The organism is Wolbachia endosymbiont (group B) of Parapoynx stratiotata (assembly GCF_947250635.1).
Taxonomy (GTDB): Bacteria; Pseudomonadota; Alphaproteobacteria; order Rickettsiales; family Anaplasmataceae; genus Wolbachia.
In genome coordinates, this window is sequence record NZ_OX366335.1 from 1,099,426 (window position 1) to 1,113,374 (window position 13,949).

Annotated in this window: 7 protein-coding genes and 2 pseudogenes; 2 read left to right on the forward strand and 7 right to left on the reverse strand. The window is 32.0% G+C overall.

The window, feature by feature from the left end; genetic code table 11:
• Positions 1-86: 86 nt before the first annotated feature.
• Positions 87-1,526 (reverse strand): hypothetical protein, encoded by a 1,440-nt coding sequence (locus OOT12_RS05075; RefSeq protein WP_264376879.1) that lies wholly within the window; start codon positions 1,524-1,526, stop codon positions 87-89.
• A gap of 1,136 nt (positions 1,527-2,662) precedes the next feature.
• On the opposite strand from OOT12_RS05075, the gene OOT12_RS05080 reads away from it, so the two are divergent.
• Both OOT12_RS05080 and OOT12_RS05085 read left to right on the forward strand, forming a co-directional pair.
• Positions 2,663-8,026: an ankyrin repeat domain-containing protein gene (locus tag OOT12_RS05080; protein WP_264377077.1), complete on the forward strand. Its 5,364-nt coding sequence runs from the start codon at positions 2,663-2,665 to the stop codon at positions 8,024-8,026.
• 175 nt (positions 8,027-8,201) lie between these two features.
• Positions 8,202-8,456: pseudogene (locus OOT12_RS05085) on the forward strand (BRCT domain-containing protein); the annotation flags it as partial.
• A gap of 77 nt (positions 8,457-8,533) precedes the next feature.
• On the opposite strand, the pseudogene OOT12_RS05090 reads toward OOT12_RS05085, so the two are convergent.
• The 6 genes and pseudogenes from OOT12_RS05090 to rpsB form a co-directional block, all read right to left on the reverse strand.
• A pseudogene (locus OOT12_RS05090) lies at positions 8,534-9,655 on the reverse strand (IS256 family transposase).
• A gap of 92 nt (positions 9,656-9,747) precedes the next feature.
• A complete protein-coding gene (locus OOT12_RS05095) occupies positions 9,748-10,764 on the reverse strand; it encodes a substrate-binding domain-containing protein (protein WP_135352867.1) in 1,017 nt (338 codons plus the stop codon).
• A 193-nt stretch (positions 10,765-10,957) separates the two neighbouring features.
• Complete coding sequence (frr, locus tag OOT12_RS05100; protein WP_017532537.1) at positions 10,958-11,515, reverse strand: ribosome recycling factor; 558 nt, start codon at positions 11,513-11,515, stop codon at positions 10,958-10,960.
• A gap of 7 nt (positions 11,516-11,522) precedes the next feature.
• Positions 11,523-12,266, reverse strand: coding sequence for a UMP kinase (gene pyrH, locus OOT12_RS05105; RefSeq protein ID WP_010407219.1), 744 nt, complete (start codon positions 12,264-12,266; stop codon positions 11,523-11,525).
• Positions 12,250-13,095: a translation elongation factor Ts gene (gene tsf, locus OOT12_RS05110; protein WP_264375404.1), complete on the reverse strand. Its 846-nt coding sequence runs from the start codon at positions 13,093-13,095 to the stop codon at positions 12,250-12,252. The genes pyrH and tsf overlap by 17 nt, the downstream gene beginning before the upstream one ends.
• Complete coding sequence (rpsB, locus tag OOT12_RS05115) at positions 13,092-13,907, reverse strand: 30S ribosomal protein S2 (protein WP_264375403.1); 816 nt, start codon at positions 13,905-13,907, stop codon at positions 13,092-13,094. Before rpsB ends, tsf begins: the two co-directional genes overlap by 4 nt.
• Positions 13,908-13,949 lie beyond the last annotated feature (42 nt).

Here is a 13,949-nt window from a genome sequence, read left to right on the forward strand (position 1 = left end):
ACCATAATCTTTTTACTACTCACGTCGTTTGTTAAGTTTTTATGGTGAGTAATATAAGATCTTTAGACAATCAAGCAGTTTAGCATTTACCCTACAGTACGGCTTGTTGTCTGTTTTGAATTTGTTACTATCTCACACCAACTATTTTTTTTCTTTTCATTAGATAAGGTAATTTTTTCAGAAGATTGACGTAGTGTTTCATGTTTTTCAAAATATCCTCGTTTAATCGCATCATGTACTGAATATCCACCAAGTAAGCAATTTTCTCCTATTTCTTCCTTATCTTTTAATTGATCAAGTTTCTTCTTGTCATCGTCACTTATCTTTACTTCAATTTTATTGTTGTCTTTATCACTAGAACGTAGATGAATACTAATCTTTCCTACTTCAGTAGTAAAAGACATTTCAATGCCACCTTCTAAAACGTCTGTATAATTTCTTTTTCCTCCTACATTTTCAACTCTTACTATACTCTTTCCAACATGAAATATATGATGTCTAAAACTTAAATCTTTCACTTTTGGATTATTTATAACTTTTGCAACCTCAACAGTGCTATCTTGCGAATATTTTACATAAAAATATCCATTATCCATTTCTACGTGTAAAGCTTTGCCTTGGGCACTACTGTTTATAATACCTTCATCTGCTACACTTTTTAGCTTGTTATCGATTTCTTCACGTTCTGCAAAAATCTCATAACTGAACCCATAAGTTGCATACAATAACTTATCATCATAAAAGGAACTGCATTTTACTCTTCCACCTTTTAATAGTAAATTACTCATGATATTGCGTATAATACCTATATTTTTATCATCTGATACACCCTCGTAGGCAGGAATATCTCTTATTCCCTTAGAAACTAAACTTGTTATAGTCTCACTATCGTCTGATAAACTCTCATAAGGTGGTAATCCCTTATGCTGTCGTATTCTATCAGGGATATTTCTTATTTCCTTAAAAATTAAACTTGTTATAGTATACTTATCATCGTTATATTTTGAATTGAGTCTTATCCCTTTTTGCAAATATTTATTTGTTATGCACTCTATACGCTCTAAAGCAGTGTTTGTAAAATTTTCATGCTTATCCCTATAACCTTGATCATTTTTTGTTACTACATCTTTTAACTCTTTACGAAATTCATCAATTAGACTTCTCTCACTTTCAGTCAGTAGTAGATCTAACTTAATTAAAGCAGAGTCTCTTGGACTAATAGAGTAATTTTTCCAATATAAATCACTATCATCAGTTTCACTCTGATACGACAATGTATGTTTTACACATGTGTCAACAGCCTCCCTAGTTTCATGTCTCTGATCAAGGTCATAACATTCCGAACGATTACTTATTCCTTGAACAAACAAACTATAATCATCTAAATCTGTTATGTCATCTTCAGGCGTTGGTTCCTCATTGCTATTACGCTCAATTTTTGAATGCCATGGCTCAGTATTTAATTCCTCTCCTAGCTTTTGTTCACTGATAGATTCTACAACATATTTTACTGACTCTGTATCCATACTACCTCCTAGCCTAGATATAGAATATATTATGTACAATATATAATATTGGTCAAGCTAATTTCAACACAATCTTTTTACTACTCATATTTTTGTTAAGTTTTTATGGTGAGTAACAATGGAGTATGTAGATAGGTTAAAAGTTGCTTATGACTGCAAATTTGAGCTAATTTTACTATAGATTAAAATAGTTAAGACCTATATTTGATATCACTATTATTAAGAGCGTGATGGATTATGCTTTAAAGGAGTACGGAAACTGCTGAAGTTTTTACAGCAAACCTGTATGGAGCAACTTCAGCAGAATAAACAAACACATGCCAGTATTAGTAGAGAATTATTTATAAGTCAATTAACTTTTTCAAAAAATATTTTAGTGAAGATACCATGCTAGCTAGTATTATAAACAATTCAATTGTTTACTCCTTCAAAAAAGATCGTATATTTTTGAGAACAAGTTGCGTAAAAATAAGGTTATAAAAATAGAAGATTTAAATTATTTCCATAAGCTTAGGCAAAACAGTTCGTATGTATATATGGATAAAATGGGCTAATATGGCTAGTTTTAGCGTATAGCAAAGTCAGAATACAAAAAAGTTCGTATGTATCGCGCGGTAGACCAATGGATCCCAAAACAAAAAGCTCTCACGCTTGCTGATTTTAGTTATCGGAAATGGCTGTATTGTTTCAGTTTTGAGTAATATGTAAAGTTGAATTAGTACTTAAAAATAGAAAGAGTACATTGCAGTAAAAAAACAGAAGTGTTTTTGCAAGTACTGGCTTTAGTTTTAAAAATACAAACTAAAATAAAATGCTAAAAATTTCTTGCTCTGCTAGATCTTTTTAGCTATAATGTGATTCAATGTAAAGAATACATGGGGTGTTAGATAAATTGTATTATGTACATCATTCAGAAAGCAATCCTGGCTTTTTTAAGAATATATCTAGTTTAGTAAGAAATCAAAAGAAAGGCGCACTGTAATCAAAGTTACTTAGGATTACCGTAAAGTTTCTACAGCAAATTGGTTTGTTACAGCTGCATAAGAATCAAATGAATGAGATGTCAAAACCAATCTTCAGAAAAGAGGTGTACGACAAAACAATCAAAATATGAATATTAAAATATAGGGGGCTTTATGTTAGGTAAAGAAAATACAAAGGAACAAGTAACAGATAATCAATCTAGGTTAATAAGAATGCAAAAAGAAGACATACTGCCATCTAGTAATCAGCAAATATTAAAGCTGCCAGAAGGTTTTACAATAGGGAAAGCAATTGGAAGAGGGGATTGTTTCTTTGATGCAGTTGCACAAGGACTTAAGCAATTAAAGCCTGAAACAAACTTTACTGTGAAATCTTTGAGAGAAATTTGTAGGAAGCAAGCTTTAAGTAGTCAAGAAATGAAAGAAAAGATTATAGCCGATGCTAGAAACCGTGAAGATTCTACAGTAATACCTCCAGGGCCTGGTATTGATGATGATGAATTATGGAAGACTTATTTGGTTGGTATAGAATACAGTAATGAAGATATAGAAAGAATGCAGAAGGACAATAAAGAAGTGGCTTCATCATTAACTGATTTAAAGTATGGAAATACGTTGCAGGTTCCTATATGTGGCAGACCTGAAATTGAGGGAAGAATGATTTGTAATGAATATAATGTTAAGCTGCATGTTATTGAATATCTTCCCATATATGAATGGTCAGGGTCTCTTATTTATGGATTAGGATCCAAATTTGTAAGTACAGATTATAATGAAAAAGATACTATACATATAATAAATAAAGGAGATTTTCATTTTGAGCCAATCTTGAGCGAGACACTATTAATAAGTGAAATACAGAAAGAATTTACTAGTATTCTAGAGGGTTCTAATCTTATAGAAGATAGAAAGCTTGAAAAGCTAAAAAGTTTTTTTGAAGCATATCCGAGTCTAAACGTTAATTTTCAGGTGAATCAATATAATGATACACCGATACATATTGCTGTTCGTGCTGGAGAATCAAAAATTGTTAGGTTTTTGCTAAAGATAGGAACGCAAGTTGATGTTTTAAATGGAGAGGGAAAGACTCCTATAGATATTGCTAAAGATAATAACAGAAAAGATATCGCTAAGATACTGCAACCGCTTATTTCATATGAAGAAGTTGATGTACCGGGAGATGGCAGTTGCTTATTTTGGTCCGTTGCTTTAGCTTACTTAACTCCCGTAAAATTTGATGATTATGCCTTTCATGAAAGGTTTAAAGAATTATTTGCGAGCGACTATGATGTACATTCAATTCAAAGGCTAATACAAAGTAATGCAAATATTTATGAAGATAGTGTAATGAAGCAATTAGTAACGAAGACATTTCGTTGTGAGGTTGCTGATGAAGTATGTTTCAGCCAAAGAAGATTTGAAAATAAGGTTGAAATTATGGATCTTTTTGAGAGTCACAGTGGAAGTTATTTTACAGGAGGTACCTTTAAAAAAGAGTTTGAACATGAATTCGGTGCTGAAAAAATTGAGCAGTATAATATTGACACTAGTAAACTCCAACCCAATTTTTTTGATGAAAGTGCAATAAAGGAAATTTGTACTGAACTTAATAAGATAAAAAAACGTGATCAAGTTCAGGAATTTATATTTGATACATACTTGAAATGCATGGAAATGACTCAAACTTGGGGTGGAAAGCATGAAATAAATGCAATGTCTGATCTACTAAATACAGCGATAATAGTGTCTGAGAAAGATTCAAAAGATCTTATATACAATGAAAAGAAAAAATACTGTAACAAAATACGCTTGTCTTATAAAGAAAATAATCATTATCAATTTTATCAAGTAGAGTATTCAAATTTGATGAAGTTTGTTCTGAGTTTCATTCAATCATTTGAAACGAGGCTTATTATATATGATATACTTGCAAGTACACTGAGAGAGGGGAACAGAATATTTTCGGATGGGGTGAGCATTAACAGGTTTGTGCAAAGTATTTTTGGATGTTCAACACATGATGATTGGGAGATGTTTGGTATGAAAGCATCTTTGAGAGAAGGTAATGTAACAAAAGCGACAAAAAGTTTTATTAATCTATCAGACTTAATAGGAACGTTTAATGAATATAAACTGGGCTTTAGAAAAATATTAATGGATGCTGGATGCAATATTTTTCAAAGTTTTGAAATGCAGTTTGAGAAAATAGGCTTTGATCATATTTCAAAGATAGCAGATGATATCGTAGATAAGATAATTGAATATTACATTCAGAAAGAATACAAGGGAGATTTGAGCAATATAAGAATAGCTGAAACCCTTGTTCTAAATACATACTTTCAAGGTATGTCTGCGCAGTATGGAGAAATAAGTTATAATCTTAGAGACCTATATGAAAATATCGGAATTGCAGAAGGCAGTGAAGGCTCTTTCGTCTATTATAGAAAGAAAAGTGAGGATAAATCTAGTCAGTATGGTTATCGCCGTTCCCTTATGGGTGAAAAGTCGAAAAGAACATATGATACAAGATATATTAGAGTAGAAGCTACAAACGTAGAACTTGAAAACTATGTGTATACTTTAGATGCCTTAAATATACAAGAATTTAAGGCTAAAGTGGAGAAGGTATTTTATATTGTCAATAAAGAAATCCAAATGCCAAGCAAAAAGATAATTGAGGATCTTATAGTAAAAATTAAATCCCATATTGAACAAGAGGTAAGCTTTTTAAACGAGCATATCTTATTTTGTTGTCAAGAGCGCAAACAAAATTTAGATATGAATTTGAAATACTTAGTTAAAGAAGAAGGAAAAAAAGAACAACATATAATAGGAGGCAAAGAGTTAATAGGAAGAACTGAAAAAAATAGTGATGTTGTATCTTTGATGGAAAAAAATTTAAAAACAATTCCAAATTCGTTTTATTATCTAAAAGTAAAAGAAGCATTTGTAAATCATGCTGAAACAGTCTCTCAAAACTATAGCAACCTACTTGAATCAGAGCATGGTAATACAGCAAGATCTAGGAGTTTTTGGCCTAGTATAAAAGTATCAGATATACAAAGATTATCATCTCTACTTGGGAAAATGAATTTTAAGGATGTATGTGCTCCAGTAGAAGAATTCACTGGAAGAAAGAAACAAATAGAGGAGATATATACAAAATTACATGGGGGAGAAGTAATAATAGTAGGTCCATCTGGAATTGGCAAAACTCAACTAGCTAGAAAATTTGTTGAAGAAAACAAAGGAGTTTATCTTCATATCTATGAGGTAAATACTCAAGATATATTGTCCATGGAAAGTTCTTTTGATTCCCTTGTCCGAGATAGGCTAAGCATGTGTATGGAAAGAGAAAGAAATAAAGGAGAGGAAAAATGCCTATTCCTTTTTCAGGGAGTTAAAAAAGAAGATCTAGAGAGAATTTTAAAGATCAGAGGTAAAAGAGGTGGTTTTGACTGCTTATTTACTTCTTCTGATCAAGGTTATCAAGATATAGCAGAAGTGTCTTTAGATAGTCTTGGAGAAAAAGAAGCTATACAACTTGTAAAAAGAATTTTAGAGATAGCAGATAAGTCGCAAGATGAAAAAATAAAAGCACTAATAAGAAAACTCGAAGGTTTTCCATTAGCTATAAATCTAGCAGTAGCATGTATTAAAAACAAAGGATCAAGCTCTTTGAGCGAAGCATTTGGAATTTTTGAATATTTAATACAATACGAAAGTTTTAATCAGAAATTTCCACGAAACACTAGACAAAATGAATACGATAGAATACTGCAAATAACATTACTAATCTCGATGGAAACAATAGAAAAGATGAGTTCTGGAGAGAAAGTTCTAAAAATTTTAAATGCTATGGCTTATTTTGGTCATGGTACAATTGATCCCAATTTATTTCTTCCCTGGATTAGATATGAGGATAGGCTATACTCCATTTTTAAATTGCTAGAACAATATTCGATAATTTATCCAAAAAAGGAAGGTAAATACAAGGTCTATACTATGCATGAATTAATAAAAAAAGTAATACGTTCACAGTTTACCATAGATGAGGAAAAATACATATTAAGTTGTATAATAGAATTGGTATCTGAAACTGAAGGAGGGTTTTTAGATGTAGTTCACCTCTTATCTTTGTTTGATCATGGTCAAAAATATGACTATCTAATAGAAGAAAATAAGAATCTTCCTTGTTTAATTTTAAGTGGCTTAAATGAGTTATATGAGTATCAAAAAGTTATCAATCTTACGTCGCAATTATATCAATTACTTGCTGTAGATGATGGATATTCAAGGTTGATCAAATATGAGTTTGCCTGTGCGCGAGCTGGTTTGGGATGGTATGATAAAGCATTAAAAGTCTTTCTAGATTTGAAAAAATTAGAGAAGGTAAATGATGTATTTCCTTCTCTTGCTTTGGATAAAAAAATACTTTCTATTTATCTCAAACAAAAAAATTATAAAAAAGCATTGTCGTACAGTAAATACAATAACTTTATATTTACTAGTTCATTTAACGAAGAAATCATGGAACTTATAGAAGAACATCTAGATATGGCAGTTATTATAGCTGAAGTATTTGTAATGCAAAAAAGATATACTGATGCATTTACAACTTTGTACTATGTAAGACAACTGAGAAATGAAATTTTCCTTAAAATAAGTGATTTTAACTCCGATGATGATCCTTATCTTGATCCTTCCGAGGTGTATGAATTTTATAATTTAGATACAAAATATATCTATGCCTTAGCATATTTCTTTATGAGTCAAGAAAGAAAAAAAGTAACTATAAATGAAGAAGCGTTACCACATAAAGAAGATTTACCTCGTGAATTGAGTATAAAAGCTTTATTTAGGCAGCTACAAGATATTCTGATAAATCAAGAGAGTAGTCAGTACTTACAACCGGCTCCTTATTTTGTTGCAATAGAGGTAGGAAAAGTAATTCAAAGAGAATTAAGAGAGAAAGCATTGCAATATTTTGAGAAAGTGCTGAAGCTACAAAAAAATTATGGATTTTTAGATAATCATCCTAACGTACTATCTGTGAAGTTTTATATAGCTGTTTTACATAGTTGCTTAGAGGATAAAGAAAAAGCATTACAAGAACTTCAACGATTGCAAGAATTACAAGAGAAGGTTATAGGGATAAATCATCTTGATACTTTAGATACTGTATATGCTATACAAAAGTTGTTTACTAGAGATGAAGATAAATCAACATATTTAAAAAATGAGGTAGAAAAAAGAGAATCGCTCTTACAATTTGAAAAATCTGATTTGAATGCTAAGGGTGTTTCAATCTTAAAAGAGCTTTATGTAGAAAAAAATAGGGAAAGTTCTTCTTCAGTATCAAGTGAAGAGTTACTGCTAGGAAACAAAAGGTTTCTAGACACAGAGAGTACAAAAACTAAAAGGAGAAAAATAGATAACCAGCCAGCCAGTAAGATTTATCTTAACGATGTCAACGTAAATCTTAGCCGTCAGCAAGATGCTATAGTCAATTTATAATATTGACTGGCAAAACATTATCTTCTTACAACAGATGGGTCTAGATGCTTAAATTTCTAATATTATTTAATGATAATCTAAGGACAATTACAGTAAGGTTTCAGCAGAAGTTTAGATACATGGTTCCAGAGTGTGATGGTAGTGTAAATAAATGAGGAGCACTGTAAACATATAAATTCTTCCCGTGAGCTCCAACTCTAGCGATTCTTTTTTGAATAACAAAATTATAGTGTTTACTGGTAAGCTACGTGCTATGAGCAGAGGGGAGGCAAAAGTAAGAGCTAAAGTTTTAGGGGCAAAGATCAGTTCAAGCCTTTCTACTAAAACTGACTATTTAATTGCAGGAGAAGATCCAGGTTCAAAATATAAAAAAGCAATGGAATTGGGTGTGGAAATTTTATATGAAGAACAGTGGAACAAATTGTGCTAAACACAACTTAATCTGACGGGAATGAATTAACTGATAGAAGAATGGGAGTGTTAAATAAACTGTGTCAAATTGCATTTTTAGTTCAACTCAATTTTTAACCTACTAGGAAAAAAGATATCAAGTTGAGAGATAGTTAAAGCCCAATCATGTATAGGCATAGTCCATTTTTCTCTTACCTTTTTTATAGCACAATATACCTGTTTATACAAGGCATTTGTGCTAGTAAATGAGCCCTTGGTTTTAGTAAATTTTCTGATCTGTCTATGTAGTCCCTCAATAGGATTTGTGGTATAAATTAATTTTCTTACAGGGCCAGAATATTTTAAATAACTAGACAGATTTTCCCAATTATTCTGCCAAAACCAACGGATATTTTTCTCCCTATTTTTCCTCCAGTTCAAGTAAATAATTCTCGGCTATTTCTCTACTTGATATGTTTTTTTCAAATCATTCATGAAAACTTTTGCTCGATACATATTTCAGTGAATTTCTTATCTGATGTACTATACATTTCTGCTTTAGGAAATACGCTATTTATAGCTGTAGGAAAGCTTTTTAACACAAAGCTATCAGAATATCATCTACTCCTCTCTCCTTTAGGTCATTTAGTACTCCCAACCAGAACTTCACTTTCAGCCAAATAAAAACCCAAAACTTCTTTTCTGCCATTTTGCTAATATGTTATACATACATTTGCTTACACAATGCCCGTCCTCCTTGACCTTAAAAAACCATGAACACTATTGGATATACAGATTGCAGCGGACGACTGCGCCATTCGTTGATTACCAGTAACAATTTGTCAGTAATACTTGATATCTCTGCTGCAGATATTTTATATTTCTTCTACATGCGATGCTATATCCCATGCCACTGGCATATGTACTTAAAACCTTTGCTTCAAGTTCGGTTTGTTTGCCTTTTTCTGACTACTTGTGGCTCGAAACTTCCTTCTCTATCTCTTGGTGTCAATATTTCAAATACTTGTCCGTAAAGTCTTTGAATTTCTTCGGTTGTTTTCTTCGCTTTCAGCCGACAAATGGTTTTCTATCTCGCCTTCCCTCTAGCAGTTTTTTTATAAATGGTGTTAATGCTCCATCTCTTTCCGTCAATGGTCTTCCTTCTCGTATAGATGATAAGATATTTGTTTCTAATTCTTTATAGTCTACCAAACCGGTAGTTCTGTTTGCTTGACTCATTGTCAAACCTCCATTTTTTTATCAATTTATTACTTTACTTCTCGGTTTGACACAGTTTATTTAACACTTCCAATAAAAAAATATCAAAGTCATCATATTATATCACGAACCTTTTCCAAGACTTTTTTCATATTTTCGCTTGAAAGTGGAATTAAGCCAAGCCTAGATAAATATCCACCTTCAGTACTAATAGAGTCTACAACTTCTCTAATGAATTCCCTTAATCCATCAACAGTATCTAAGTGTTCTTTCTTTATATAAAGATATAAAGGCCTTGCTAACATATACTCCCCCGATGATATATTTTTATAAGTTGGCTCAATTCCTGCGATTGTGCTTCCTTGAATCTCATCTTGGTTTTTCGCTAAAAAGCTGAAGCTAAATATTCCTAAAGCATTTTTATTGCTCTTCAATTTTTGTATTATTATGTTTTCATTAATTCCAACTTCTATATATCTTCCATCATCTCTGATATTACTACATGCTTTCTTTCTTTTTTCTTGGTCTTGATAATTCTCTTTGAAAATCCTTGAGTTCATACATGAATATTGATCAAGCATAATAAAATTAATCAAAGTTTCATGTGTACCTGTATTTTGATGTGGGCCATAGATTTTAATTTCTGTTTTTGGTAGAGCTTGATTTACATCAGACCAAAATTTCTTGTTATTCTTTACTAATCTATCATTGTCTTCAGAATATGAAGATAAAGTTTCAAACAGGTCATTTTTTGTAAAATCAAATCTATGGCTTTGATTTGAATTTGCAATAACAATTCCATCATAGCCAATTATGATCTCTATTACTTCATTCACTTTATTTCTTTTACATAATTCTCTCTCTACTTCCTTCATAGGGCGAGATGAAGTAGTGATATCTGGTGTGCCTTCCCCTATTCCTGAACAAAACATTTTGAACCCTGATCCACTTCCTATCGATTCTACAACTGGAGTTTTAAAGGAAAATATACGGCTGAATTCTTCAGATATAAATGAGATAAAAGGAAAAACAGTTGAAGATCCAACAATTCTGATATATCTTCTGGCATCAACATTTGACAGTGGGATGAGTAATACAAATGCAAAAATAAGGAAAAGGCGTTTCAGCATCGTTTTCGCTCAAGAGTGTAAACTTAATTATCGTAATAAAAAATCAAACTGAAAAGCTTTTTTTCTAGATTTCAAAAGGTATAACGATCAAATGTGTGCGTAATGATGAGATCTGAATCACAGCATTCATACAACTGTATCTATATCGAATCCTCTTATGTTTTTCAATACTGAAAAATTCTTTCATATTAACTTAATGATGCAATATATCCTTTTCTTTAATAGATAAGTCATCATCGACTTTTTTTACATTATCATCAGTAATGTTTTGTATTTCCTTTTTGGCAACATGAAAATCATCTTCTGAGATTTCCTTATTTTTCTTCATTTCCTCTATTTCTTCCATAACATCTCTGCGTATATTTCTAATTGCAACTCGTGCATTTTCAGAAAATTGATGCAATAATTTCACTAATTTTTCACGAGTTTCTTGTGTTAAGTCTGGAAGAACTATACGTATAGTATTTCCTTCAACAACAGGATTTAAATTCAGGTTAGCATTGATTATCGCATTTTTTACTTCACCGATAACAGTAGCATCCCAAACTTTAACTGATAGAGTTTTGTTATCTATAGCTGAAACTCCTGCAACTTGGTTCAGTTTTTGATGTCCACCATAGATATTTACAACTATACCATCAAGTAATGATGCGTTAGCTCTACCAGTACGTACACCTTTCATATCATCGTGAAAAGACTGAATAGTTTTTAGCATTCTTTCTTTTGTTTTAGCTTTTATTTCGTTTAACATAAATTACCTAATGTTTACAATCTGAAACTATAGTATAAGTGCCTTGACCCTTAATAATATCAACCATTTTTTCTCTTTTTAAAGAAAAAACTACAATTGGGATAGAATTCTCACGAGCAAGTGAAATTGCTGATGCATCCATAACTTTTAAATCACGAGTTAGCAGATCTGTATAAGAAAGCCTATCATACATCACAGCATTCTCATTTTTTTTTGGATCGGCAGAATATACACCACTTACTTGAGTACCTTTTAAAATAACATCACAATTCATTTCAACAGCACGTAAAGCTGCAGCTGTATCTGTAGTAAAAAATGGGTTACCTGTGCCTGCTGCAAAAATGACTACTCTACCTTTCTCTAAATGATGAATAGCCTTCCTTCTTATATAAGGCTCACATATAGTAGTCATGGGTATAGCAGACAACACCCTAGAGACTATAGAGCTTTTTTCTAAAAAATTTTGCAAAATTAAAGCATTAATGACAGTACCAAGCATTCCAATATAATCACTGCTTGCTCTTTCACAGCCACTTAAAGATGCTGATGCACCACGAAAAATATTCCCACCACCAACAACAATACAAACTTGAACTCCGAGATTACAAACTTCAACTATGTCTTTGGATAGTTTATCTATAACTTCCATATCATGGCCAAATAGCTTTGATCCCATCAAAGCCTCCCCAGAGATTTTGAATAACACTCTGGGGTACTTTACTTCTGAAGTTTTGTTACTTATTTGCACCATCCAAAGTAAGTAACTTATAATTAGCTAATTTAACAGCACTTGATTCTATAAAATCAGCAATCTTCATTTTATCATCTTTTATAAACTTCTGCTCTAGCAGAACAACTTCTTCATAGTATTTAGCCATTCGTCCATCTACTATTTTTTTCGCTACCTCTTCAGGTTTATTTAAGCTCTTTACTTGCTCCTCAATTATAGAACGCTCATTGTTTAATTTTTCTTGATCTAAATCATCTATAGATAAAGCTTCAGGTTTCATAGCAACTACATGCATAGCTATTTGCTTTCCAATCTCTTGTTTATCACCAGATGATTGCAATGCTACTAAAGCACCAATCTTACCTAAGCCATGCATATCACCATGTACGTATCCAGAAATAATCCCATCTTTAGTCTCTAGGTAGCAAAGATTGCTTAACTCTAACTTCTCACCAAGAACCGATGTACCACTCATAATAGCTTCCTGCACTGTACCAACATCTTCATATTTGGCATTTTTTAACTCATCAAGACTAGTACAACGTTCTTGACAAGCAATTGATGCTAAATTTGAAACTAATGCTATGAACTTCTCATTTCTAGCAACAAAATCAGTTTCACAATTGACTTTAACCAATACACCATAATTTTTAGCCAAGCACATAGCAATAAGCCCATCCGAAGCTACTCTATCAGACTTTTTGTCAGCTTTAGCAAATCCTATTGTACGTAACCTATCAACGGCTTTCTTAATATCACCATCACACTCTTCTAACGCTTTCTTACAATCGCTTAAGCCAAGCCCTGTTCTATCGCGTAATTCCCTTATACTACTTGAATCCATCTTCATTTACTTACTACTACCTCCTTTGCTGTTTCAACCTTAATACGCTTCTTTTTAGTTTGCACAATATCCTCTTCTTTTCCTTGAATAAGCTCATCATCCTTAACTCTAGACCTTGTCAAACTAGACTCTATTCCAGCTAATATAGAATCAGCAACTAATTTACAATAGAGCTCTATTGATTTTCTTGAATCATCATTTCCTGGTATAGGATAGGCAATACCATCTGGATCAGAATTGGTATCAAGTACTCCAACTACAGGAATACCCAGTTTTTTAGCCTCTTTAACCGCTATATGCTCTTTGTTAGTATCAATAATAAATAAAATATCAGGAACTGCTCCCATTTCTCTAATTCCACCCAATTCTTTATCAAGCTTTTTTCTTTTCTTTTCAATGTTTCCTAATTCTTTTTTTGTTAAGATGCTATCTTCATCATTGGATATTTTCTCATATTGTATCAAAGTTTTTATCGAAAAAGAAACAGTGTTCCAATTAGTAAGCATACCACCAAGCCATCGATCATTTACATAATACTGACCACAACGAACTGCTTCACTTGCAACAATATCTAAAGCTTGAAATTTCGTACCAACAAATAAAATGCGACCATCTTGAGATGCAACATCGTATAAAGCTTTCATCGCCGCCTCTAACAATGGTAATGTTTTTCGTAAGTCTATTATGTGTATACGATTCTCTTGATGTATACCATATATATATGGGGCCATTTTCGCATTCCAGCGACTAACTTTATGGCCAAAATGCACACCAGATTCAGCTAAATCACGTATAGTAACTTTAGGCAAATTTGTCATATTTACTCCTCCAAATAGTTTATCCTCCATGGCATAACCCTA

What these genes read in the sequence shown, in the direction of transcription:
- OOT12_RS05080 (WP_264377077.1), top strand. Translation starts at nt 2,663, where the DNA reads ATGTTAGGTAAAGAAAATACAAAGGAACAAGTAACAGATAATCAATCT.
- OOT12_RS05075 (WP_264376879.1), bottom strand. Translation starts at nt 1,526, where the DNA reads ATGGATACAGAGTCAGTAAAATATGTTGTAGAATCTATCAGTGAACAA.
- rpsB (WP_264375403.1), bottom strand. Translation starts at nt 13,907, where the DNA reads ATGACAAATTTGCCTAAAGTTACTATACGTGATTTAGCTGAATCTGGT.
- tsf (WP_264375404.1), bottom strand. Translation starts at nt 13,095, where the DNA reads ATGAAGATGGATTCAAGTAGTATAAGGGAATTACGCGATAGAACAGGG.
- OOT12_RS05095 (WP_135352867.1), bottom strand. Translation starts at nt 10,764, where the DNA reads ATGCTGAAACGCCTTTTCCTTATTTTTGCATTTGTATTACTCATCCCA.
- pyrH (WP_010407219.1), bottom strand. Translation starts at nt 12,266, where the DNA reads ATGGTGCAAATAAGTAACAAAACTTCAGAAGTAAAGTACCCCAGAGTG.
- frr (WP_017532537.1), bottom strand. Translation starts at nt 11,515, where the DNA reads ATGTTAAACGAAATAAAAGCTAAAACAAAAGAAAGAATGCTAAAAACT.